This is a genomic window from Sphingomonas sp., assembly GCF_017304615.1.
GTDB lineage: Bacteria > Pseudomonadota > Alphaproteobacteria > Sphingomonadales > Sphingomonadaceae > Sphingomonas.
This window is the reverse complement of sequence record NZ_JAFKLZ010000005.1, coordinates 41613-63670: the sequence shown is the minus strand read 5'-3', so window position 1 is coordinate 63670 and position 22058 is coordinate 41613. Positions and strand designations below refer to the sequence as shown.

23 protein-coding genes and 1 tRNA gene are annotated in these 22058 nt (G+C 65.4%); 8 read left to right on the top strand and 16 right to left on the bottom strand.

All coding sequences use genetic code 11. The annotated features are described in order from the left end of the window. Window positions 1–546 precede the first annotated feature (546 nt). Window positions 547–637 (bottom strand) — tRNA-Ser (locus tag J0J06_RS16560). A gap of 87 nt (window positions 638–724) precedes the next feature. On the opposite strand from J0J06_RS16560, the gene J0J06_RS16555 reads away from it, so the two are divergent. Then, complete coding sequence (locus J0J06_RS16555; RefSeq protein ID WP_294043818.1) at window positions 725–1612, top strand: peptidylprolyl isomerase; 888 nt, start codon at window positions 725–727, stop codon at window positions 1610–1612. Window positions 1613–1721: 109 nt separating this feature from the next. Then, window positions 1722–1865, top strand: coding sequence for a hypothetical protein (locus J0J06_RS16550; protein WP_294043817.1), 144 nt, complete (start codon window positions 1722–1724; stop codon window positions 1863–1865). A 7-nt stretch (window positions 1866–1872) separates the two neighbouring features. On the opposite strand, the gene J0J06_RS16545 is transcribed toward J0J06_RS16550, so the two are convergent. From J0J06_RS16545 to J0J06_RS16530, 4 genes are read right to left on the bottom strand one after another with little or no spacing between them, the layout of a single operon-like run. Next, window positions 1873–2451 carry an ABC-type transport auxiliary lipoprotein family protein gene (locus J0J06_RS16545; RefSeq protein WP_294043816.1) on the bottom strand — a complete coding sequence of 193 codons (579 nt, stop codon included), beginning with the start codon at window positions 2449–2451 and terminating at the stop codon, window positions 1873–1875. 1 nt (window position 2452) lies between these two features. Further along, a complete protein-coding gene (locus J0J06_RS16540) occupies window positions 2453–3403 on the bottom strand; it encodes an MlaD family protein (RefSeq protein WP_294043815.1) in 951 nt (316 codons plus the stop codon). Then, window positions 3403–4245, bottom strand: a complete 843-nt coding sequence (locus tag J0J06_RS16535) for an ABC transporter ATP-binding protein (protein WP_294043814.1) — start codon at window positions 4243–4245, stop codon at window positions 3403–3405. The genes J0J06_RS16540 and J0J06_RS16535 overlap by 1 nt, the downstream gene beginning before the upstream one ends. Beyond that, on the bottom strand, window positions 4245–5345 hold the full coding sequence (locus tag J0J06_RS16530; RefSeq protein WP_294043813.1) for an ABC transporter permease: 1101 nt from the start codon (window positions 5343–5345) through the stop codon (window positions 4245–4247). The genes J0J06_RS16535 and J0J06_RS16530 overlap by 1 nt, the downstream gene beginning before the upstream one ends. Window positions 5346–5357: 12 nt before the next feature. Between J0J06_RS16530 and J0J06_RS16525 the strand changes: the two genes are divergently transcribed. Next, entirely contained in the window at window positions 5358–6062 is a 705-nt protein-coding gene (locus tag J0J06_RS16525) for an HAD-IB family hydrolase (RefSeq protein WP_294043812.1), read from the top strand. On the opposite strand, the gene J0J06_RS16520 is transcribed toward J0J06_RS16525, so the two are convergent. From J0J06_RS16520 to J0J06_RS16510, 3 genes are read right to left on the bottom strand one after another with little or no spacing between them, the layout of a single operon-like run. Continuing rightward, window positions 6059–7324, bottom strand: a complete 1266-nt coding sequence (locus tag J0J06_RS16520) for a DUF445 domain-containing protein (protein WP_294043811.1) — start codon at window positions 7322–7324, stop codon at window positions 6059–6061. The two genes, J0J06_RS16525 and J0J06_RS16520, sit on opposite strands and share 4 nt — an antisense overlap. A 54-nt stretch (window positions 7325–7378) precedes the next feature. Then, on the bottom strand, window positions 7379–10525 hold the full coding sequence (locus J0J06_RS16515) for an efflux RND transporter permease subunit (RefSeq protein WP_294043810.1): 3147 nt from the start codon (window positions 10523–10525) through the stop codon (window positions 7379–7381). 11 nt (window positions 10526–10536) lie between these two features. After that, a complete protein-coding gene (locus J0J06_RS16510; protein ID WP_294043809.1) occupies window positions 10537–11712 on the bottom strand; it encodes an efflux RND transporter periplasmic adaptor subunit in 1176 nt (391 codons plus the stop codon). Between the two features lie 244 nt (window positions 11713–11956). Between J0J06_RS16510 and J0J06_RS16505 the strand changes: the two genes are divergently transcribed. Together J0J06_RS16505 and J0J06_RS16500 are read left to right on the top strand one after the other, a co-directional pair. Beyond that, window positions 11957–12217, top strand: a complete 261-nt coding sequence (locus J0J06_RS16505; protein WP_294043808.1) for a GlsB/YeaQ/YmgE family stress response membrane protein — start codon at window positions 11957–11959, stop codon at window positions 12215–12217. Window positions 12218–12300: 83 nt separating this feature from the next. Continuing rightward, complete coding sequence (locus tag J0J06_RS16500; protein WP_294043807.1) at window positions 12301–13026, top strand: SIMPL domain-containing protein; 726 nt, start codon at window positions 12301–12303, stop codon at window positions 13024–13026. Window positions 13027–13081: 55 nt separating this feature from the next. Here the strand turns inward: J0J06_RS16500 and J0J06_RS16495 are convergent, their stop codons facing one another. The 3 genes from J0J06_RS16495 to J0J06_RS16485 form a co-directional block, all read right to left on the bottom strand. After that, the gene (locus tag J0J06_RS16495; RefSeq protein ID WP_294043806.1) at window positions 13082–13336 is read right to left on the bottom strand and encodes a GlsB/YeaQ/YmgE family stress response membrane protein; all 255 of its coding nucleotides are present in this window, start codon (window positions 13334–13336) and stop codon (window positions 13082–13084) included. A 125-nt stretch (window positions 13337–13461) separates the two neighbouring features. Next, window positions 13462–13761 carry a DUF1153 domain-containing protein gene (locus tag J0J06_RS16490; protein ID WP_294043805.1) on the bottom strand — a complete coding sequence of 100 codons (300 nt, stop codon included), beginning with the start codon at window positions 13759–13761 and terminating at the stop codon, window positions 13462–13464. A 105-nt stretch (window positions 13762–13866) separates the two neighbouring features. Further along, window positions 13867–14094, bottom strand: coding sequence for a hypothetical protein (locus tag J0J06_RS16485; protein WP_294043804.1), 228 nt, complete (start codon window positions 14092–14094; stop codon window positions 13867–13869). A 151-nt stretch (window positions 14095–14245) separates the two neighbouring features. Between J0J06_RS16485 and mnmA the strand changes: the two genes are divergently transcribed. Then, complete coding sequence (mnmA, locus tag J0J06_RS16480; protein WP_294043803.1) at window positions 14246–15355, top strand: tRNA 2-thiouridine(34) synthase MnmA; 1110 nt, start codon at window positions 14246–14248, stop codon at window positions 15353–15355. Window positions 15356–15362: 7 nt separating this feature from the next. On the opposite strand, the gene J0J06_RS16475 is transcribed toward mnmA, so the two are convergent. The 5 genes from J0J06_RS16475 to pdxH form a co-directional block, all read right to left on the bottom strand. Next, window positions 15363–15572: a hypothetical protein gene (locus tag J0J06_RS16475; protein ID WP_294043802.1), complete on the bottom strand. Its 210-nt coding sequence runs from the start codon at window positions 15570–15572 to the stop codon at window positions 15363–15365. Window positions 15573–15636: 64 nt separating this feature from the next. Further along, window positions 15637–16053, bottom strand: a complete 417-nt coding sequence (locus tag J0J06_RS16470; protein WP_294043801.1) for a thioesterase family protein — start codon at window positions 16051–16053, stop codon at window positions 15637–15639. Between the two features lie 75 nt (window positions 16054–16128). Further along, window positions 16129–16923, bottom strand: a complete 795-nt coding sequence (locus tag J0J06_RS16465; protein WP_294043800.1) for a PhzF family phenazine biosynthesis protein — start codon at window positions 16921–16923, stop codon at window positions 16129–16131. 98 nt (window positions 16924–17021) lie between these two features. Then, a complete protein-coding gene (locus J0J06_RS16460; protein ID WP_294043799.1) occupies window positions 17022–17966 on the bottom strand; it encodes a cation diffusion facilitator family transporter in 945 nt (314 codons plus the stop codon). Beyond that, window positions 17963–18544, bottom strand: coding sequence for a pyridoxamine 5'-phosphate oxidase (pdxH, locus tag J0J06_RS16455; RefSeq protein WP_294043798.1), 582 nt, complete (start codon window positions 18542–18544; stop codon window positions 17963–17965). The genes J0J06_RS16460 and pdxH overlap by 4 nt, the downstream gene beginning before the upstream one ends. A gap of 89 nt (window positions 18545–18633) precedes the next feature. On the opposite strand from pdxH, the gene J0J06_RS16450 reads away from it, so the two are divergent. Beyond that, the gene (locus J0J06_RS16450) at window positions 18634–19497 is read left to right on the top strand and encodes a Ku protein (RefSeq protein WP_294043797.1); all 864 of its coding nucleotides are present in this window, start codon (window positions 18634–18636) and stop codon (window positions 19495–19497) included. Further along, window positions 19497–22037: a DNA ligase D gene (gene ligD, locus J0J06_RS16445; RefSeq protein WP_294043796.1), complete on the top strand. Its 2541-nt coding sequence runs from the start codon at window positions 19497–19499 to the stop codon at window positions 22035–22037. The genes J0J06_RS16450 and ligD overlap by 1 nt, the downstream gene beginning before the upstream one ends. The last annotated feature ends 21 nt before the right edge of the window (window positions 22038–22058 follow it).

Here is a 22058-nt window from a genome sequence, read left to right as displayed (position 1 = left end):
GCGACAGCGGAAAGCGGACGTACATCATCACCACCAGGCGGATTACTTCGGGCGAGGAGTTGAAACGTCTAAATGGGCTCGGCGGTAGCGCTCGGGATCGGCGGGGCATCGGCAGCCGCTAGCAGCTGCCCCGTTGGTCTGACAGTGCCTCCACAGCACATACTCCTTCGAGTTTATGTGGTGGAAGTTGCAATATCCGCCAATTTACGCGTCACCGCAAGCAGGATACTGGGATGCAACTGGGCCTGATAACGCCCTGTTATCGACCTGTTTTAGCAAACGCGATCGCGGCCGAAATGCACATTTTCGTCAACTAGTTATCTGTCGTGACTGACAGTCGAGCCCCTGTTTTTTGAATTTAACAGGCTCCCCACCTCGCGTTTTAGATTCCGTACTGCACTGCATGTCGTCAGAGAATCGCTCTGCATTTCCTCCAAAACGGACCGTGCATATTACTCTCCGCAGTATCGGTGTGCGGACAAAACGCGCGAAACTGCGCCCAGAACAGGGTTCGGTAACAGGGAATCGGGGAATTCGCAGACTGCTTGGCGGAGCGGGAGGGATTCGAACCCTCGATACGGTTTTGCCGTATACTCACTTTCCAGGCGAGCGCCTTCGACCACTCGGCCACCGCTCCGCATTGCCGGGAGCGCTCGCCTCTAGGGAAGCACGCTCGCTCGCGCAAGCGCTTGCCCGTGTCGGGGCGACGTGGCAGCTTCCCGCCATGCCGATCCTTCTTGCCGCCGCGTTCTTCGCGCAAGCCGCCACGTCTCCCAAGAAACCCGAGGTCAAACCGCCGCTGTCGCCCGGGGAAATCGCCAACACCGCGCCATCATCGGCATGGCGGACGATCCCCGACGACGACATCCTGATCTTTACGCTGGCCAACGGCCGCAAGGTGATCGTCCAGCTAGCGCCCAGCTTCGCGCCGCGCCATGTCGAGCGGATGAGGGCGCTCGCCAATGCCGGATGGTGGGATGCGACCAGCGTTTATCGCGTGCAGGACAATTATGTCGCGCAATGGGGCGACGTGACCGAGAAGAAGAAGCTACCGGCAGGCGTCGCCGATGGCGGCCCGGCGGAATATGTCCGTACCGGAGCACTACCGGCCGTGCGGATGACGCGGCCCGACAGCTTCGCTTCGATCGCAGGCTTCGACGCCGCGGGTTGGCCGGTCGCATCGGACGGCAAGAAAAGCTGGCTGACGCATTGCTACGGCATGGTCGGCGTAGCGCGGGATTTGGCGCCGTCGGTGGGTAGCGGGTCGGAGCTTTACGCGGTGATCGGGCATGCGCCTCGCGCACTCGACCGCAACATCGCGCTGGTGGGGCGCGTGATCGAGGGAATCGATGCGCTCTCCTCGCTCGAGCGCGGCACGGGCAAGCTCGGTTTCTACGGTGATGCGCAGAAGCCGACGCCGATCGTCAGCGCGCGCCTGGCGAGCGCTCTGCCTGCCGCTGATCGGCCGCATTTCGAGTATCTGTCGCCCGGTTCGCCCGCCTTCGCCAAATATCTGCACGCCCGCGAAAACCGCGAGCCGCCCTTCTTCACCGTGCCAGCGGGGGGCGCTGATATCTGCAACGTTCCGGTGCCTGTGCGCCGCAAGACTTAAGGCAATCCGGGCCTCTACATACGAATTCTTGCCACGATCGGTGCTGGCGATGCCGCTTCGCGCCCCGTATCGCGCGCAGACGGCCCAGCCGAAAAGTGGGATTCAGGAAATGGTATCGCGTTTTACGATCGCAGTCGCGGCGGCTTTGGCCGCGTTCGCCGGGCAGGCCGCCAGTGCGCAAGGCCGCGGTGTCGAGGGCGTCTGCCAGCTGTGGCATCGCGTGCCAACCGGCGGCGCGATCGCGGCGCGGTAAGCACCGCTCAGCTGCCGACCCAGGCCGCGACGTCGCCCGCGACCTGATTGGCGGCCTTATTCAGCGCCGGGCCGACGGTGGTATTGTCGATCGGGCTGATCGGCACGCGCGCCTCGAAGCGCTTCTTCTCGACGTCCTTGCCGGCTTCCCGGATCAGCGCGCCGTCGAAGGTCACCACCGCCTCGCCGGTCGATCCGTCGACGCCGAAATTGCGCAGTTCGCCGGATAGCCGCGCGCCGGGATTGCTGAACGATTGCGCCGACGACAGCACGACGCGCCCGGTCTTGGCGGCGATCGTGTCGGACATCAGCCGCGCGAACAGCCGTTGCGGCGCCTCGACCCACGCCGCGCCGACAACATAGGCGACCTGGTCGCCGGTGGTCACCGGAATGCGCGCCACGGCGAGCGCCTGAGGCACCACCGGGACCAGGATCGTGATGGTTTTTGCGGCGGCCGAATTCTGGGCCGATCCGACCGGCAGCGTGGCCGTCGGGTTCAGCGTCAGCAGCGTCTTGGGCGGCTTGCCCCCGAAACCGAAGCAGCCGGCCAGCGGCAAGGCGAGAAGGAGCGGAAGGTAGCGCTTCATGTCACTTGCCCTTGTAGTCGGGGAGTTTGGGGCTGCCGATGATCGACCCCGCGCCGCCGCGGTCAATCTTTTCGGCGACCGAGGACAGCGACGCGGCCATTTCACGCAGATCGTGGATCAACTGGCCGAGTTCGGGAATCGTCTGCTTGGAAAAATTCTGCAGTCCGGGGCGCGCGTCGCTTATCGTCGAATCGAGCGTCTCCATCGCGCGCTGCGCCGACGAGATCGTCTTGTTGAGGTTGGCGATGGTCGGCTTGACGTCTTCAGACATCAGGCCGTTGGTCGTATCCGCAAGGTTCCCGATCTGCTCCGCCGCCACGCCAGCCTTCTGAATCGCGATCCGCGTTTCGGCGAGCGTCGCGGCGATTTCCGGCCCGCGATCGGCGAGCGCTTTCGACAATTTGTTCGTGTTGTCGAGGATGCCGGCGATCGACGCCTGATTGCGGTCGCTGACCAGCCCGGTCAGCTTCTGGGTGAGGGTCGAAAGCCGTTCGAGCAGCGCCGGCGCGTTCGACAACAGGGCGCCGAGCCCGCCCGCCCTGGCCGGGATCACCGGCACGCCCAGCGCACACGAACTGTTTTCGCAACTGATCAGCGGCTTGCCGGTCTGCGCGCCGTCGAGCTGGACGGTCGAGGGGCCGGTGAAGCTGCCCTGGATCGATGCGGTGGTGCCGAGCAGCACGGGCGTCTTTTCATCGACCGACACGCGCACGCGGACGAATTCGGGCGCCTTGGCGTCGAGCGCGATGTCCTTGACCTGACCGATCGGCACGCCGGAGAAATTGACCGACGATCCCTTGGCGAGGCCATCGACCGATTGCTTGAAATAGATGTCGTATTCGCGCTTGCCCTCCGCGCCGAAGCGCGACAGCCAGACGACGAACAGCGCCAGCACCGCGAGCAGGATCAGGACAACCCCGCCGACCAGCACATGGTTTGACCGCGTTTCCATCAATCAGCCCCTGTCTCTTGCGGCGTCCGTTGCGGTGCGCGTTCGTGCGCTTCCTGTGTCGCGACCGCCGCGCGCCCCCGCGGTCCTTTGAAATATTCCTCGATCCACGGGTGATCCAACGCAATCAGCTCGTCGATGGTGCCGACCGCGATCACTTTCTTGTCGGCCAGCACCGCGACACGGTCGCAGATCGCGTAGAGCGAGTCGAGATCGTGGGTGATCAGGAACACCGTCAGCCCCATCGTGCGCTGGAGCGACTTGGTCAGTTCGTCGAACGCCGCGGCGCCGATCGGGTCGAGGCCGGCCGTGGGCTCGTCGAGAAACAGCAATTCGGGGTCGAGCGCCAGCGCCCGCGCCAGCCCGGCGCGCTTCTTCATGCCGCCCGACAATTCGGCGGGATATTTCGGCCCGGCATCGGCGGGCAGGCCGGTCATCACCACCTTGTACGACGCGATCTCGTCGAGCAGCACGGGGTCGAGATTGGGGTAGAATTCCTTGATCGGCACCTGGACATTTTCGGCGACGGTCAGCGTCGAGAACAACGCGCCGCCCTGAAACAATATGCCCCAGCGCTTTCGGATGTCGGACGCCTCGGTTTCCTCGCGCCCGATCGTGGGTTCGCCGAATACCGTTACCTCGCCTTCGTCGGGAATCTGGAGCCCGATGATCGAGCGCATCAGCACCGACTTGCCCGTGCCCGATCCGCCGACCACGCCGATGATCTCACCGCGATAGACATCGAGGTCGAGGTCCTCGTGCACGACCTGCTCGCCGAAGGTGTTCTTCAGACCGCGCACGCGGATGATGACGTCCCGGTCGTTGTCGCGCGCGTCCGTCGCCATCACAGCCACCCGACCGACGAGAAGAACACCGCGAAGAACGCGTCGAGCACGATCACCAGGAAGATGCCCTGAACCACCGCGGCGGTGGTGCGCAGCCCGACCTGTTCGGCGTCCGCTTCGACCTGCATCCCCTGGAAACAGCCCGCCATCCCGATGATTGCGCCGAACACCGGCGCCTTGATCAGCCCGACATAGACGTCGCTGATCGGCACGACCTCGCGGATTTGCTGGACATAGGTGACGAACGGAATGCCGAGCGAGGCCCAGCACAAGATCCCGCCGCCGATGATCGCGACCAGCGCCGAATAGAAGCCCAGGAATATCATCATGACGGTCGATGCCAGGACCCGCGGCACGACCAGCGCCTCCGTGGGTGACACGCCAATCGTGCGCATCGCGTCGATTTCCTCGGTCAATTGCATCGTGCCGATCTGAGCCGCGAAGGCGGACCCGGAGCGGCCGGCGACCATGATCGCGGTCATCAGCACGCCGAGTTCGCGCAAGCTCAGCCGCCCGACCAAATTGATCGTGTAGATTTCCGCGCCGAACTGGCGGAGCTGGACCGCGCCCTGCTGCGCGATGACGATGCCGATCAGGAAGCTCATAAGCCCGATGATCGCCAGCGCCGACACGCCGACCACTTCGAACTGCTGCACCGTCGCGTCGAACCGGAAACGGCGATGCCGGACGATCGACCCGCACGCGATCGTGATCGCGCCGAGGAAGCCGAGCAGGCCGTAGAGCGTCCGGCCCGCCTGGACCGTCGCCGCGCCGATTTCGCCGAGGACGCGCTGGAACGCCGGGACGCGCTCGTTGCGGATGCTGACCGGCTGATCGGCGGCGACGACCTGATCGAACAGATGGCGGCCGTCGGGTGACAGTCCCTCTACCGTCGCGCCGTGCTTTTGCGCGAAGCGATGGATCGTCCACGCGCCGATCGTGTCGATGCGGTCGATCCCCGACAGATCGAGCCGTTCGACCGGGTCGTGATAGGCCAGGAGCCGATCAGGCAGATCGCCCAGCCTGGCCAGCGACAGGTTGCCCGAAAAGCGCAGCGTGCCGGCGGTGCCATCGTCGGTAAAGGCTGCTTCGTCGTTCATTCGCGGGAGACCATGGAAGATAATGGCAGGATCGGCAATAACATGCGCGGCATGCACCGGCTCGCAATCTACGACATGGACAAGACGATCACGCGGCGCGCGACGTGGACGCCGTTCCTGACGCATTATGCGACGCGGCGGTCGTGGGGCGCGGTTTCGCTGCTGGCGACGTTGGGGCCGGCAGCGCTCTATCTAACGAAGCGAATCGACCGCGTGCGGTTGAAGGAAATGACACAGGCGCTGGTGATGGGGCGTCGGGCGGACCTGGCGCCGGTGGAGGCGGCGGCCGAATCGTTCGGCGAGCGGATCGCGGTGGGCGGGGTTTACGATCAGGCGCGCGCGCGGATCGCGGCGGACCGGGCGGCGGGGTATCGCGTCGTGCTGGCGACGGCATCCTACGACTTCTACGTGAGGCCGATTGCTCGCGCGCTGGGGATCGCGGACGTCATCGCGACGCCCTCGACCGTCGAGGGCGATCGCATGATCGCGCGGATCGCGGGGGAGAATTGCTACGCCGACGCGAAACTGCGGATGATCCGGGCCTGGATGGCGAGGGAAGGGATCGCGCGCGACGACGCGCATGTCCGCTTCTATTCGGACCACGTGTCCGACGCGCCGACCCTGGCCTGGGCGGACGAGCCGTTCGCGGTCAACCCGCACGCGAAGCTGCGCGCGCTGGCGGCGGAGAGGGGCTGGCCGGTCCTCGACTGGCCTTAGAGCGCGACGTCCACCGCGTGGATGGCGACGCCGACCAGCCCGCCGACCAGCGTCCCGTTGATGCGGATATATTGCAGGTCGCGGCCGACCGCGTTTTCCAGCCGCCGCGTGATCGTCTGCGCGTCCCAGCCGCGCACCGTCTCCGACACCAGCCGCACGATCGCGTCGCCATAATCGGCGGCGGCGCCGACCGCGGCGCGGCGCGCGAAGCGGTTGATCGTCGCGGCGAGTTCGGGATCCTCCTGCAACGTCGTGCCGAGCTGGCGCAGTGCCTCGCCGAACTTGCCCGCCATCATCGAATCGGGATCGCGCGCGATCTTCAGCATCGCGCCGCGCATCTGTTCCCAGATGCCCTGCCACCAGTCGCTGAGCGCGGGATTGTCGAGCATCTCCGCCTTGAACCCCTCGACGCGCGCTTGCATCGCTGGATCGTGCTGGAGGTCGTGCGCGAGTTGCGCGAGGCCTTCGTCGGCCTTCGCGCGCAACGGGTGATGGGGGTCGGCCGCCATGTCCTGGATCAGCCCGTCGAGCCCGGCGATGATCTTGTTCGCCAGCGTTTCGTCGAGTCCGGTCCAGCGCATCAGCGATCCGGCGCGTTCGTGGACCATCGCGCGGATGATCGGCTCGTTCGCCTCCAGCACCTTGGCCGACCATTTCACGATGCCGTCGAGCAGCGGGATGTGGCGATTGTCGGCGATCGCGGCGGCCAGCGCATTGCCGAGCAGCGGCGAGACTTCGAGTGCGCGCAGCCGCTGGGCCAAGGTCGTCCGCACCATCCCGCCCAGCCGTTCCTGGTCGAGCGATTCGAGCATGTCCGCCGCCAGCCGCGACGCCCCCCGGCGCAACCGGCCTTCGGTCGCGCCACGGGGGTTGGCGAGCCAGCGCCCAGCCGCGCCCGCCACGTCGAGCCGCTGCATCCGGCGCGCGACAACGCGGGGGATCAGAAAATTGTCGCGCAGGAAGCTGGCCAGCGTGTCGCCGATCCGGTCCTTGTTACGCGGCACGATCGCGGTGTGCGGGATGGGCAGGCCGAGCGGGTGGCGGAACAGCGCCGTCACCGCGAACCAGTCGGCCAGGCCGCCGACCATTGCCGCTTCGGCAAAGGCGCGGACGAATCCCCAGGCGGGATGCTGCGTGCCGAAGGCGCGGGCGACGAGGAACAGCGCCGCCATCGCCAGCAACAGCGCCGTCGCGATGATTCGCATCCGGCGCAGAGCAGGCGGCGTGGCGGTCGAGCCGGGAAGGGGCAGCGCCAGCCTCATGCTATCGACAATCGCGCAATCTGGGGAAGGTTCAAGTCCTTCCCCAAGATTGCGTCATTCCGCGGGCTGCGGCCCCTCGCCGTGATACCCGATCGGTCGCACCGGACCCGGCTGCGCGATGACCGGGCGGTCCTCGTCACCGGGACGATACGTGAGCAAGCGGCGGCCGAGCTTCGGTCCGAGCCACTTTTCGATCCCGACCGCCAGGCTGAAGCTGGCCGGCACGATCAGCAGCGTCAGCACCGTCGACAGCGTCAGACCGCCGATCACGACCGTCCCCATCGGCGCGCGCCATGACGCGTCGCCCGACAGCGACAGCGCGGTCGGCACCATGCCCGCGACCATCGCCACGGTGGTCATCACGATCGGCTGGGCGCGCTTGTGCCCGGCATCCTCGATCGCCTCCAGGCTCGGCACGCCCTTCTGCATTTCCTCCAGCGCGAAATCGATCAGCAGGATCGAATTCTTGGCGACGATGCCGAACAGCATGAGCAGGCCGATATAGACCGGCATCGAGACCGGCTGGCCCACGATCCACAGGGCGATCAGGCCCCCCAGCGGCGCGAGGAGCAGCGACCCCATGTTGACGAACGGCGGCAGCACGCGGCGATAGAGCAGCACGAGCACCGCGAACACGAGCATGATCCCCGAGCCGAGCGCGATGAAGAAGTTCAGAATCATCTCCTGCTGCCATTTCTGCTGGCCGAGCGTCAGCCGCTCGATGCCCGCGGGCAGCTTGGCCAGCGACGGTATCTTGTCGATCTCCTTCCACGCTTCGCCCGACACCAACGGCTTGCCCGTTTTCGGGTTGAGCGCGAGGTCGGCGCCGATCGTGATCTGACGCTGCTGTTGCACGCGCTGGATTTTGTTCGGGCTGGCGCCGAAACCGATGTCGGCGACGGTCGATAGCGGCACCGACCCGCCGGTCGAAGTCGCGACGGGCAGGTTCTGGATCGTCGCCAGCCGCGACCGCGACGATTGTTCGAGCGCGACAGTGATCGGGATCTGGCGGTCGCTGAGCGAGAATTTCGCCTTGTTCTGATCGATGTCGCCCAACGTCGCCAGGCGGATCGTGTTCGACAGCGCGGCCGTCGTGACGCCGAGGTCGGCGGCAAGGTCGAAGCGCGGGCGGATTTCCAGTTCGGGCTGCTGCAGGTCGCCCTGCACGCGCGGCGCGGTCACCACCTTCAGCTTCTGCAGGTCGGCGACGACCTTTTGCGCCTGGTCGTTGAGCGCCTTCGGATCTGCGCCGCCGAGCACGATGGTGATGTCGCGGCCGCTTGACCCCCAGCCCTGTTGCGAACGGAACGATACCCGCGCGTCTGGGATCTGCGCAAGGGCGGGCGCCAGCCGGCGCTCGAACTGCACGCTGGTGCCGACCTTGTCCTTCTTGAAGATCGCGGTGACGCGCGCGTTGCCGACGCCGACGCGCGTGTAAATATCGCTGACCTGCGGCTGCTTCCTGAGCAGGTCATAGACCTGATTGGCGACCACCTGTGTCTCGGCCAGCGTCGTGCCGGGCACCATTTCGATGTTGGCGGTCGACGCGTCCTGGTCCTGGTCGGGCTGGAAGGATTGCGGGATGATCGCGAAGAAGAACACGGTCAGCGCCAGCGCCACCGCGCCCGCGACGATCGACGACCAGCGATGCCGGAGCGTCCAGCGCAGCGCGCCCATATAGACGTCCATCAACCGGCCCTCGCCGTGCGACGCATGGCCCTTGGCGCGCAGGAAATAGGCGGCGATCATCGGGGTGACGAGGCGCGCGACGGCAAGGCTCATCAGCACCGAGACGACGATGGTGAGGCCGAAGCTCTTGAAGAACTGGCCCGGGACGCCCGGCATGAACGCGACCGGAAAGAACACCGCGACGATCGACATCGTCGTCGCCAGCACGGCGATGCCGATTTCGTCGGCGGCGTCGATCGCGGCCTGATACGCGGTCTTGCCCATGCGCATGTGGCGCACGATGTTCTCGATCTCGACGATCGCGTCATCGACCAGCACGCCCGCGACCAGGCTCAGCGCGAGCAGGGTCATCTGGTTGAGCGTGAAGCCCAGGAGGCTCATGACCCAGAAGGTCGGGATCGCCGACAGCGGGATGGCCAGCGCCGAAATCGCGGTCGCGCGCCAGTCGCGCAGGAACAGGAACACCACGACCACCGCGAGCAAAGCGCCCTCGATCATCGCCTCAATCGCCGAGTGATATTGCTTCTCGGCATATTCGGTTTCGTTGAAGATAAGCTTGAACTTGACGTCGGGGTTCGCCTTTTCGAGCTCGGCGAGCTTCTTTTCGGCGCCATGGAACACGGCGATGTCCGACGCCGACTTGGCGCGCTGGAAGTCGAAGGTGATGACCTGCGCGCCGTTGAGCTGCGACGCGGACCGCTGTTCGGCGGCGTCGTCCACCACGGTCCCGATGTCGGTCAGCTTCACTAGCCGGCCGTTGCCGACCGAAATCTGTGTCTGGCCGAGCCGATAGGCGTCCTGCGCGTTGCCGAGCACGCGCACGGTCTGTTCCGATCCGGCGATCTCCGCGCGGCCACCAGCGGCGTTCACATTGACTTGGCGCAACTGCGCGTTGACCTGGCTCGCGGTGAGACCCAGGGACTGCAGCTTGGCGGGGTCGAGCTTGACGCGGATTTCGCGGTCGACGCCGCCGTTGCGATCGACCGTCGCCATGCCGGGCACGCCCAGCAACGCCTTGGTCACGGTGTCGTCGATATACCAGGACAAGTCCTTGACCGACATGCTGGTCGACACCGCGGCATAGCTCGCCAGGTCGTTGCCGCTGGTATCGACGCGGAACACCTGCGGCTCGAGGATGCCGTCGGGCAGCGAACTGCGCGTCTGCTGGACGGCGCTGCGAATGTCCTCGAGCGCGCGGTCGATCGGCGTGCCGATCTGGAGCTGGACGGCGGTCTGCGAATTGCCTTCGGTGACGGTCGAGTTGATCTCATCGACGCCCGCCACGCTGCGCAGCGCATTCTCGATCTTCTGCGTGACCTGGTTCTCGAGCTCCGTCGGCGCCGCGCCGGGCTGCGAAATCACCACGAACACGAGCGGGAAGTCGATGTCCGGGTCCTGATTGACCTTCATCGTCATGAAGCTGACGATCCCGGCCAGCGTCAGCGCCATGAACAGGACGATGCTGGGAACCGGGTTGCGGATCGACCACGCGGAGATATTGCGGAAGCCCATGTGTCAGCGCCTCACTTCTTGGCGATTTGCTTCAGGATCGGCTTGACCTTCTGCCCCGGGTTCAGGAACGCGCCGGCCTGCAGAACGACACGCTCGCTGCCCGTCAGGCCGCTGGTGATCGTGACACCGGCGTCGGTGACTTCACCCGTGGTGACACGAACCGGCTGAACCTTGTCGTCCTTGTCGAGGACATAGACGAAATTGCCCTTGGTGTCAGTCTGGATCGCGGAATTGGGCAGCACCGGCGCGGTCGACGCGCCGCCATAGATCGATGCGGAAGCGAAACCGCCGGGACGCAGTGCCTTGTCATAGGGAATCGCGATGCGCACGATGCCGCGCCGCGTATTCGGGTCGATCACCGGCGAAATTTGCCAGATCGCGCCGTTGAAGGTCTGCGTGCTGCCGACCGGCGTCACTTGCGCGCGCGCGCCGACGCTGAGCGTTTGGATGTCGCTTTCGCTGAGTTCGGCGCGCAACTCCATCTCGCCGCCCTTGGCCATGCGGAACAGCGCGCCCGATCCGGCGCTGATGATCTGGCCGGGTTCGACCGAGCGCGTCAGGACGAGTCCCGCGGCGGGCGCGCGGATCGCGAGCCGGCCGTTCGCCGCGCGCTGCTGCGCCAGGGTTGCTTCGGCGACGCGCACGCGCGCGACCGCTGCGTCCCGCGTGGCGATCCGGGTTTCCAGATCGGCCTTCGAGATGAATCCGTTGCCGACCAGCGCCTGGGCGCGATCGACGTTCGCCTGCGCCAGCTTGGCGTCGGCGCGCGCGACCGCGATCTGCGCTTCCAGGCTGTTCGCCGTTTGCGTCTGCACGGAGGCGTCGACCGTCGCCAGCACCTGACCGGCGGCGACCCACTGGCCAGGCTGAACCAGGACGGCGGTCACGCGGCCGCCTTCGCCCGCGACGCCGACCGGCATGTCGACGCGCGCGGCAAGGCTGCCGGTGCCGGTGACCGTGCGATCGACGATATTGTTGCCGGGCGCGGCGACGGTGACGGGTGGCAATTGCTCACCCTGCTTGCCGCCCGCAGAGTCCGCCGGCGCCGTCTTGCCCGGACGCATCATCACGAAAGCCGCGATCAGGACCAGCACGATGATGACGCCGCCGATGATCCAGGCGCGCCGCCGCGACGGCCGCTCGGTCTCGTCGGTGAGCGCATACCCGCTGCTCGGTTCGTAGTTCATCTCGTCCCGGTCCCCGTAACTCGCTGATCGCGGATGCTCTCTACGCCCCGCAAGGCTGTGTTATACAAATAAAGCACCGACCTCAAGAGGCTCGGTGCCGAATGGCGCTTCTGTGCACTTTTCGGAGCGAAACGGCAACACGGAGCCACCGTTTCGGATGGTAAACGATTGCAACGATGCCGCTTCAGGCAGAAGGTGAGGCACCGAGTCGAAAAAGGACCCGGCTTTGGGGAGGAGGCCTCCGATGCCCGAACGATCGGTCCTGGCGTGGCTGGCGATCGGCCTTGTAGTTGGCGTAATCGGAAAACTGATCGCGCCCGGTCGAAATCCGGGCGGGATGATCGTCAATATCCTGATCGGCATCGGCGGTGCGCTGATCGCCGGTTTCGTCACGGAAACGATGCGATGGACGTCGAGCGGCTCCTGGCCGAATTTCGGCGCCTCGATACTGGGTGCGGCGGCGGCGCTCGCCGTTTTCCGGCTGGCGAGGGATCGCCGGGCCTAGTGGGCGTGGCTGTTCATCGTGCGTTGTACGTTATCCTGCCAATCGGGTCGTGACGGACCTTTTCGTCTGCTTTGGAGATTAGAATGCGCCTGTTCGCTACCGCTTGTCTGCTGACGTTGTCGCCGCTTGCCGCCTTGCCCGCCGCGGCGCAGGTCGCCGGCGCGCCCGCGATGATTCCCGACGGAACTATTCTGGACGTCAGCGCCACCGGCAAGACCACGCGCGTGCCCGACATCGCGACGATCCGCGCCGGGGTGGTGACGCAGAACGCGACGGCGGCAGCGGCGCTGGCCGACAATGCCAAGCGCATGGTGGGCGTGCTCGCCGCGCTCAAGGCCGCCGGCGTGCAGCCGCGCGACATCGCGACTTCGAACGTGTCGCTGCAACCGCAATATCGCTACGCGGAGAATCAGCCGCCTGCCATCACCGGCTATCAGGCGTCGAACACCGTTTCGATCCGGTTCCGCGACGTCGCGAAGTCGGGCGCGATCCTCGACGCGCTGGTGGCGCAGGGCGCGAACCAGATCGACGGGCCAAGCCTGTCGCTCGACCAGCCCGACGCTGCGCTGGACGAAGCGCGAACCGACGCGATCAAGCGTGCCCGGGCCCGCGCCGACCTCTATGCCAAGGCGGCGGGGCTGACGGTGGTGCGCATCCTGTCGATCAGCGAAAGCGGCGAAATGGCCGGCCCGCAGCCGCCGGTCGTGTACATGGCGCGGGTCGCCGCGGCGCCGAAGGCCGACACCGCCATCGCGCCCGGCGAAACTGACGTCACCGCGACCGTATCGGTGCGCTTCCTGCTGAAGTGACACGAAAAAGGGGCCGCTCCCTCGCGGGAACGGCCCCTTTTGCCGATCCGCGTCGTTAGCGAACGCGGCCGCGGTTGATCAGATTGAGGATCGCCAACAGGATGATGGCGCCGATCACCGAATAGATGAATGTCATCACTGTGATGGCCTGATTGATACCCACGCCGAAGATCAGGTTGGCGATCACCGCCCCGACGATACCGACGATAATGTTGAGCAACAGCCCCTGTTGGCCGTCGGTCCGCATCACGATGCTGGCGAGCCAGCCCGCCAGACCACCCACCACCAGCCAAACGATAATTCCGACCATCGAGACCTCCTGTTACCTTATCTTGCACCCGGCGTTTTGCCCGGCTGCGACAGGAGGCATGACTCTTGGCCGTAAAATTTGTTCCGACAGCGTTCTGACCGATTAACGTACGTCAATATTTTTAATTAATATTTTTGCTGGCGCTCGTAGAGGCTTTTATAGTGCTGGATGCGCGTGACGCGTAGCCCGGGCATGCCCGAACGATCGATCGCACGCTGCCAGCCGGCGAATTCCTCGACGGTCAGGCCATAGCGATCGCACACTTCATCGACCGAGAGCAGGCCGCCATTCACCGCCGCGACCACTTCGGCCTTGCGGCGCACGACCCAGCGCGTCGTTTCCGGCGGGGGCAACGTATCGAGCGTCAGCGGCTCGCCGAGCGGACCGATGACTTTTGCTGGCCTTATCTTCTGGTTCTCGATCATTCGTTACCTCGTTCGGGTCGGGGGGACCCCAAAGCATTATTACCAATAACGACCATTAGCGGCCGGACTTGAACATCCCTTGAAGCGGCTCGGTAAACGCGCTCTTTACTCCTGCCTCCACCGTTCGATCCGCACGGCCTGGCGCTGGTCAAACGCGCCCGATGGCGGGCTGAACGGCAAGTCGGCCCAGGTCGTCGGCGCGAACCGCGCCTGCATCGTTGCAGTCGGCGATGCCGCCTGGCGCGCTGCGATCCCGACCAACAGCACGGCGAGATCGGGCGGCAACACCGCCACCGACGCATCGTGCTCGAATCGGAGATAGCTCAGGTCCACGCGTCACTCGTTCGTCTTCAACAGACTCGTGGATGTAACGGGATGAGCCTAAGGCCCGGTAAACACGGATGTTACAATCTATTAGCGTGCGCTAACGAATCCTCCCCGAACCTAGGCAATTGGCGTCGGCATCCCTATTGAACGCGCGCAAATGACCGTCGCGGATTTCCAGTTGGGCCCCGATCTATCGGGCAAACGCATCGTCGTCGCGATGTCGGGCGGGGTCGATTCGTCCGTCGTGGCGGCGCTTGCGGCGAAGAGCGGTGCGGAAACGATTGGCATCACGCTCCAGCTCTACGATCACGGCGAGGCGACCGGGCGCGCAGGGAGTTGCTGCGCGGGCCGCGATATCCGCGACGCGCGCGCCGTGTGCGATCGGCTGGGTATCGCGCATTACGTCCACGACCATGAAAGCGCGTTCCGCGAGACGGTGATCGACCAGTTCGCGGATGAATATGTCGCGGGCCGCACCCCGATTCCTTGCGTCCGCTGCAACATGGGACCGAAATTCACCGACCTGTTCGCCCTCGCGCGCGATCTGGGCGCGGATTGCCTTGCGACCGGGCATTATGTCCGTCGAGTCGAGGGGGTGGCCGGCGCCGAACTGCACCGCGCGGCCGATCCGGCGCGCGACCAGAGCTATTTCCTGTTCGCGACGACGCAGGACCAGCTCGATTTCCTGCGCTTTCCCCTGGGCGGCCTGCCCAAGCCGCGGGTGCGCGAGCTGGCGGCGGACCTGGGCCTGGGTGTCGCGGCGAAGCCCGACAGCCAGGATATCTGTTTCGTCCCAGACGGCGATTACGCGTCGCTCGTCAAGAAGCTGCGGCCCGAAGCCGGCGCGGGCGGGGACATCGTCGATCTCGGCGGCCGCAAGCTCGGCGAGCATCGCGGGCTTATCCATTTCACGATCGGCCAGCGCCGCGGGCTGGAGATCGGCGGCAGCCCGGAGCCGCTTTACGTTGTGCGCCTCGACCCGTCGCGCGGCGAAGTCGTGGTCGGCCCGCGCTCGGCGCTTGCGGTCGCGTCGGCGCGACTCAGCGAGATCAATCGGATCGGCCCGACCAACGGCGCACTCAGCGTCAAGGTGCGCAGCCTGGCGAAACCTGTCCCGGCACGCCTGGCCGGCGACCGGGTGTTCTTCGACAGCCCCGAATATGGCGTGTCTCCGGGTCAGGCAGCGGTGTTCTACGCGGGCGATCGCGTACTCGGCGGCGGCTGGATCGAGGAAACGCAAGCGGCGGAAGACGCGCTCGCCGCGTAGGTGATCGTCAGGGCGCGACGGCCGCCTTGCATGCTTCCTTGCACAAGGCGGTCAGGTCGCGCTTGATCGATGCGCCGCTCAAATGCCCCTGCACCGAATCGTAGTGCTCGGCGCTCAGCTTGCGGCGGATGTCATCGATCGATCGGCAGCTGCCCGACCTGGCGAGCTGATACGCGCGCTCGACGGTCGATAGCTGGCGGGGCGATGCGTCGGACATCCCGTATCACTAGCATCGTTTCGCCTGCGATACGCACAATTTCGCGCTGATACAGGTAAAGAACCTAAGCGGCGTCTGCCGGCTTGGCGAAGAACTTCTCGATCACGTTCGACGCCAGCCGCGCCGGCCGCAGCGTCTCAGCGTCGATGCAGCACCAGCTCGATTGCACCTCGGCCAGCACGTCCTCGCCGCGCTTGATGATCGTCTGGTAGAAGGCCCGCGCGCCCTGCACCTTTTCGAGCAGGACGGTCGCGATCACCTCGTCATCCAGGAAGGTCGGCTTGCGATAGGTAATCTCGTGCTTGAGCGCGACCCACAGCAGGCTGGCGACGGCATCGGCCGGGGCGATCTTGCGCCAGTGACTGAGCACCGCGTCCTGCACCCATTTCAGATAGGACGCATTGTTAACGTGCCCCATGAAATCGATGTCCGCGGGATCGATCGGAATCGGGTAATCGTGGGGGAGCGCATGGTCAGTCACGCGGGCGACCTTAGCAAAAAGGCCGGTTTTCCGCCAGTTTTTTGCTGGCGGCGGGTTGACGCTACGGCATGGCCGTCAAAGCAGGAAGGTTCCTTCCATCACCGTGACGCAGCCACCGCCGAGCACGACGCGGTCGTCATCGAGTCTGCAGGTCAGATGCCCGCCGCGCTCGCTCGCCTGATAGGCGGTGAATTGGTCACGGCCGAGCCGCTTTGTCCAATAGGGCACCATCACCGCATGCGCCGAACCCGTCACCGGATCCTCGTCGATTCCCGCGCCCGGCGCGAACGCGCGGCTGATCACGTCGGTGTCCTCGCCCGGCGCGGTTACGATGGTCAGCACGTCGCCCTCCCGGGCCAAGGCGCGGAAATCCGGGTCGAGCGCGCGAACCTGATCAGCGCTGTCGAGCACGATCAGTCCGTAGCGATGTTCGTGCCACAGCGTCTCCGCCGCGCCGTCCAGCCCCAACCCGGCGATGATCGCGGGCAGGGGCTTGGGGTCCGGCCCCCAGGCCGGCAGCGCGAGTTCATAGCCCGCCCCGGCGCGCGCCACGTCGAGCATGCCGGCCTTGCGCGTCCGGAACCGCACGCGGTCCATATCGGCGGCTGAGGACAGCACGAAATGCCCGCTCGCGAGCGTGGCATGGCCGCACAAGACGACTTCGCTCGTCGGCGTGAACCAGCGCAGGTCGAAATCGACGTCCTCATCACCGCTCGCCACGATGAAGGCGGTTTCCGACAGGTTGTTTTCGGCCGCGATCGCCTGAAGCGTGGCGTCGTCCAGCCAGTCGCCGAGCGGCATCACCGCCGCCGGATTGCCTTCGAACGGGCGCGAGGCGAAGGCGTCGATCTGGGCGATGGGCAATCTCATTTCGTTCTCCCACTCAATCCTTTGTGTGAGCTTGTCGAAGCAGGTGTTCCGGTCACGCCCTTCGAAGAGCACAGGGCGAACGGAAGTTTGGCCAGCGCCTAAACGCGTTTCCCGAACCAGTGCGGCGTCACGTCCGCTTCGACCAGCGGATTGTCGGTATCGACATGCCCTTCGGGATCGAGATGGATCAACACCTCGACCTTGGGGAATACGCGGCGCAACGCGGTCTCGACGCCTTCCACCACATCATGCGCTTGCCGCACGGTGATGTCGCTCGCCACCTCCATGTGGAATTGCGCGAAGTCGTGGCTGCCGGAGCGGCGCGTGCGGAAATCGTGGATGCCCTTGATCCCCGGCTGGCGCGCGGCGACCTCGATGAAGGCGGCGCGCTGGTCCTCGGGCCATTCCTTGTCCATCAGCATGTCGATCGCGTGGCTCGACGCCTGGAACGCGCCCCAGGCAAGCCACGCCGCGATGGCGATGCCGAATATCGGGTCGGCGCGGTGCCAGCCGAGGAACTGGTCGAGCGCGAGTGCGGCGATTACCGACCCGTTGAGCAGGACGTCGGACTGGTAATGGACATTGTCCGCCATGATCGCGACCGACCCGGTCCGGCGGATGATGCTGCGCTGATAGGCGAGCAGGACGATCGTCGCCAGGATCGCCGCGATCGACACGCCGATGCCGAATTCGGCGTCCTGCGTCGGCGCGTTGCTGTTCAGCGCGGCGATCGCGCGCCACGCGATCCCGATCGCCGACACGGTGATCAGCACGACCTGGAACAGCGCCGCCAGCGCCTCCGCCTTGCCGTGCCCGAAGCGGTGATCGTGATCCGCCGGTTCGGCGGCGAGCTTGACGCCGTAGAGCGTGACGAGGCTGGCGAGCAGGTCGAGACCGGAGTCAGCAAGGCTGCCGAGCATAGCGACCGACCCGGTGCTCCACGCCGCATAGGATTTGAGCGCGATCAGCCCGCACGCCATCGCCACGCTGGCGAGCGCGGCGCGCACGGCGAAGGGTATCGCGCGGCGCTGGTCTTCGGTCATGGGTAGAGCAGCCATTCGGCCCACAGACCGTCGTTCTGCGCGACGAAGAAACGACGCTCGTGCAACCGATGCGCGCGATCCTGCCAGAATTCGATATTTTCCGGGATGACACGAAAACCGGACCAATTAGGTGGGCGGGGCACGTCTTGGCCGTCGAACCGCGCCTTAACTTCCTCGAACCGTGCTTCGAAAATTTCGCGACTATCGAGGGAACGCGACTGATCCGATGCCCAAGCGCCGAGCTGCGAATCGCGGCCGCGAGTAGCGAAATAAGCGTCAGCCTCCGCGTCGGTCACCGGTTCGACGTTGCCTTCGATGCGAATTTGACGACGCAACGACTTCCAATGGAACAGTAGCGCAACTTGCTGATTTTCGCGCAGATCGTTGCCCTTGTGGCTATCGAGGTTCGTATAGAAAACGAAGCCGTCCGGCCCTTGCCCCTTCAGAAGCACCATGCGCACCGAAGGATTACCCACCTCACCAGCCGTCGCCAGCGCCATCGCGTTGGGATCGTTGGGCTCGCTCGCCTGCGCTTCGGCAAACCAGGCGTCGAACAAGGCGAAGGGATCGTCGGCCATGCGCGCCCCTTAACGCACGACACCGCGAAGGGGAACGACTCCCGCACTGGTGAATTGAATCGCTTCCGCAACGGAGAGGTTTCCCGATCATGGCAGCACGCGCCTATTGGCAGGGACAGATCAGGCTGGCGCTGGTGTCGATCCCGGTCGAAATCTACGCCGCGACAAAATCGGGCGCGCAAATCGCGTTCCACCAAGTCCACGAGCCTTCGGGCAAGCGAGTCAAATACGAGAAAGTCGTCCCCGGCATCGGCGCGATCGATGCCGACGACATCGTCAAAGGATATGAGCTGCACAAGGGCGACTATGTCCTCCTAGATCAGGACGAGATCGACGCGGTGAAGCTCGAATCGAAGAAGACGCTCGAGCTGACCCAGTTCGTCGATGCCGACGAGATCGACGTGCTGTATTACGAGCGTCCCTATTTCGTCGTCCCCGCCGACGACCTGGCCGAGGAAGCATTTATCGTGCTGCGTGAGGCGCTGCGGCGGGCGAAGAAGGTCGGGCTGGGACAGCTGGCGATGCGCGGACGCGAATATATCGTCAGCCTGAAGCCGTGCGGACGCGGCATGGTGCTGGAGACGCTGCGCTACGCCGACGAGGTCAACGAGGCGCAGGGCTATTTCCGCGACATCCCCGACGCCAAACCGGACGCCGACTTGCTCGACCTCGCGACAACGCTGATCGAGAAGAAATCGCACACGTTCGACCCGTCGAAATTCCACGACCGGTACGTTGATGCCCTCAAGGACCTGATCGCGCGCAAGTCCAAGCAGAAGACCAATCGCAAGATCATCGAGGACAAGGATGAGGGCGGCGGGCGCTCCGCGTCGAACGTCGTCGACCTGATGGCGGCGCTGAAGAAATCGATCGAAAAGCCCGGCGCTGCGGCGAAGAAACCCGCTGCCAAGCGCGCCCCCGCGAAGAAAGCGACAACCAGGAAACGCGCTTGATGGCGGAACCCGACCCCCTTTCGACCTACAACAAGAAGCGCGATTTCGCGAAGACCGCGGAACCGCGCGGAGAGGTCGGGCCGAACACCGGCACCAAAGATAATCGGCGCTTCATGGTGCAGAAACACGACGCGACGCGGCTGCACTGGGACTTGCGGTTGCAGGTCGGGGGCGTGATGAAGAGCTGGGCGGTGACGCGCGGGCCCAGCCTCAACCCCGGCGACAAGCGGCTCGCGGTCCAGACCGAAGACCACCCGCTCAGCTATGCCGATTTCGAGGGCACGATCCCGCAGGACGAGTATGGCGGCGGCACGGTGATGCTGTGGGACGACGGCTGGTGGGAGCCGATTCCCGGAAAGTCGGCCGACGACTTGAAGGACGGGCACTTGCATTTCATCCTGCACGGCGAGCGGATGAAGGGCGAATGGCTGCTGATCCGGCTGAAGCCGCGCGGGAAGGAGCGACACACCAACTGGCTGCTGCGCAAGATTGCGGATGACTATGCCGGCGGTTCGGACGACCTGGTCGACGGCGCGGTGACGAGCGTGAAGACCGGCCGCACGATGCAAGCGATCGCCGCGGGGAAGAAGGCGAAGGAGTTGGCGAGCTGGAAGAAGCTGCGGGCTGCAGCCACAAAGCCGTCGTCGCCCCCGCGAAAGCGGGGGTCCAACTCCTTACCGTCGAGTGCGCGGCGCGGGCAGGAGATGGGTTCCCGCTTTCGCGGGAATGACGAAAAAGAACGAGGCCTTCCGAAATTCCACGAGCCGCAACTCTGCACTCTCGTCGACAGCGTGCCCACCGGCTCCGGCTGGATCCACGAGGTCAAATATGACGGTTACCGCGCGCTGATCGCGGTCGCGAACGGCAAGGCAAAGGTGTTCACCCGGAACGGGCTCGACTGGACCCACAAGTTTCCTGGCGTCGCCGAAGCGGCGGCGGCCCTTCCGGTCGGGTCGGCGCTGATCGATGGCGAGATCGTCGCGTTCAAGGGCGGGCGCCCCGATTTCTCCACGCTCAAGGATGCGATTTCGACTGGCGGCGCCATGACCCTGTTCGCGTTCGACCTGCTCGAACGCGACGGCGAGAAGCTCGACAAGCTGCCCAACGTCCAGCGCAAGGAGCGGCTGCGCGCGCTGATCGACGGGGAGGACAAGCGCCTGCAATTCGCCGAACACATCATTGGCGACGGCGAGAAGCTGTTCCAGGCGATGTGCCACGAGGGGTATGAGGGCATCGTCTCAAAGCGCGCCGACGCGGCCTACGCTGGCAAGCGCACGCAGAACTGGCTCAAGATCAAATGCCTGCAGCGGCAGGAATTCGTGATCGTCGGCTGGACTGAGAGCGACAAGAGCCGCGGCTTTCGCGCGCTGTTGCTCGGTGTGCATGAGGGCAAGGCGCTGCGCTATGCCGGCAAGGTCGGCACCGGCTTTTCGGTCGAGACGATGAACGACTTGCGCGCAAGGCTCGACAAGCTGACCCGCAAGACGCCGACGGTAGATGCGCCCAAAGCAGCGACGCGTGGTGCGCATTGGGTGACGCCGAAGCTGGTCGCGGAGATCGCCTACACGGAGGTGACGCCCGATGGTGTATTGCGCCACCCGAGCTTTCTGGGGCTGCGCGAGGACAAGGAGGCGACCAAGGTGGTGGTGGAGAAGGCCAGGCCTGCGCCCAAGCGCGCTTCCGGCGTCACGATCACGCACCCGGACCGCCTGATCTTTCCGGATTCCACTGTCACTAAGGGCGACCTGGCGGCCTTCTACGAGGAGCTGGCGCCGGTCATTCTCCCCTTCGCCGCGCATCGTCCGATCAGCCTGGTCCGCTGTCCGCAGGGACGGGGGAAGAACTGCTTCTTCCAGAAACACGACGCCGGGTCGTTCGGCGACCACGTCAAGCACGTGAAGATCAAGGAGAAGGACGGGTCGGTCGAACCCTATATCTATATCGACGATGCTGGCGGGCTCGTGGCGTGCGTGCAGATGGGGACGATCGAGTTCCACGGCTGGGGGTCGTCGGTCGGATCGATCGAACAGCCCGATCGTATGGTGTTCGACCTCGACCCAGACGAAGGTCTCGGCTTCGACGCGGTCAAGAAAGCGGCCGTCGATTTGAAGGAGCATCTCGCCGAAATCGGCCTGGTCAGCTTCGCGATGCTGTCTGGCGGGAAGGGCGTGCACGTCGTCGTGCCGTTGACGCCCCAAGCCGAGTGGCCGGCGGTCAAGGATTTCGCCGACCGCTTCAGTCAGGCGCTCGCTCAGGCCGAACCCGATCGCTTCGTAGCGACGATGTCCAAGGCGAAGCGCAAGGGCCGCATCTTCATCGACTGGCTGCGCAACCAGCGCGGATCGACCGCCGTGATGCCCTATACCGCGCGCGCCAGGAGCGGGGCTCCGGTCGCGACGCCGGTGACCTGGGCCGAACTCGACGACATCGACAGCGCGGCGACGTGGCATGTCGGCGACGGGGAAGAGTTGCTGAAGCGCGCGTCGAGCAAGGGACTCGCCGGCTGGGGCGTCGCCGGCCAGGTGCTGCCCGATTTATAGAAAGAGCACGTCACCCCGGAC

Coding starts and splice junctions, on each gene's coding strand:
- ligD (WP_294043796.1), top strand. CDS start 19,497: ATGGCGGAACCCGACCCCCTTTCGACCTACAACAAGAAGCGCGATTTC.
- J0J06_RS16465 (WP_294043800.1), bottom strand. CDS start 16,923: ATGAGATTGCCCATCGCCCAGATCGACGCCTTCGCCTCGCGCCCGTTC.
- J0J06_RS16535 (WP_294043814.1), bottom strand. CDS start 4,245: ATGGCGACGGACGCGCGCGACAACGACCGGGACGTCATCATCCGCGTG.
- J0J06_RS16510 (WP_294043809.1), bottom strand. CDS start 11,712: ATGAACTACGAACCGAGCAGCGGGTATGCGCTCACCGACGAGACCGAG.
- J0J06_RS16475 (WP_294043802.1), bottom strand. CDS start 15,572: ATGTCCGACGCATCGCCCCGCCAGCTATCGACCGTCGAGCGCGCGTAT.
- mnmA (WP_294043803.1), top strand. CDS start 14,246: ATGACCGTCGCGGATTTCCAGTTGGGCCCCGATCTATCGGGCAAACGC.
- J0J06_RS16460 (WP_294043799.1), bottom strand. CDS start 17,966: ATGACCGAAGACCAGCGCCGCGCGATACCCTTCGCCGTGCGCGCCGCG.
- J0J06_RS16495 (WP_294043806.1), bottom strand. CDS start 13,336: ATGGTCGGAATTATCGTTTGGCTGGTGGTGGGTGGTCTGGCGGGCTGG.
- J0J06_RS16545 (WP_294043816.1), bottom strand. CDS start 2,451: ATGAAGCGCTACCTTCCGCTCCTTCTCGCCTTGCCGCTGGCCGGCTGC.
- J0J06_RS16520 (WP_294043811.1), bottom strand. CDS start 7,324: ATGAGGCTGGCGCTGCCCCTTCCCGGCTCGACCGCCACGCCGCCTGCT.
- J0J06_RS16500 (WP_294043807.1), top strand. CDS start 12,301: ATGCGCCTGTTCGCTACCGCTTGTCTGCTGACGTTGTCGCCGCTTGCC.
- J0J06_RS16525 (WP_294043812.1), top strand. CDS start 5,358: ATGGAAGATAATGGCAGGATCGGCAATAACATGCGCGGCATGCACCGG.
- J0J06_RS16450 (WP_294043797.1), top strand. CDS start 18,634: ATGGCAGCACGCGCCTATTGGCAGGGACAGATCAGGCTGGCGCTGGTG.
- J0J06_RS16550 (WP_294043817.1), top strand. CDS start 1,722: ATGGTATCGCGTTTTACGATCGCAGTCGCGGCGGCTTTGGCCGCGTTC.
- J0J06_RS16555 (WP_294043818.1), top strand. CDS start 725: ATGCCGATCCTTCTTGCCGCCGCGTTCTTCGCGCAAGCCGCCACGTCT.
- J0J06_RS16490 (WP_294043805.1), bottom strand. CDS start 13,761: ATGATCGAGAACCAGAAGATAAGGCCAGCAAAAGTCATCGGTCCGCTC.
- pdxH (WP_294043798.1), bottom strand. CDS start 18,544: ATGGCCGACGATCCCTTCGCCTTGTTCGACGCCTGGTTTGCCGAAGCG.
- J0J06_RS16540 (WP_294043815.1), bottom strand. CDS start 3,403: ATGGAAACGCGGTCAAACCATGTGCTGGTCGGCGGGGTTGTCCTGATC.
- J0J06_RS16515 (WP_294043810.1), bottom strand. CDS start 10,525: ATGGGCTTCCGCAATATCTCCGCGTGGTCGATCCGCAACCCGGTTCCC.
- J0J06_RS16530 (WP_294043813.1), bottom strand. CDS start 5,345: ATGAACGACGAAGCAGCCTTTACCGACGATGGCACCGCCGGCACGCTG.
- J0J06_RS16505 (WP_294043808.1), top strand. CDS start 11,957: ATGCCCGAACGATCGGTCCTGGCGTGGCTGGCGATCGGCCTTGTAGTT.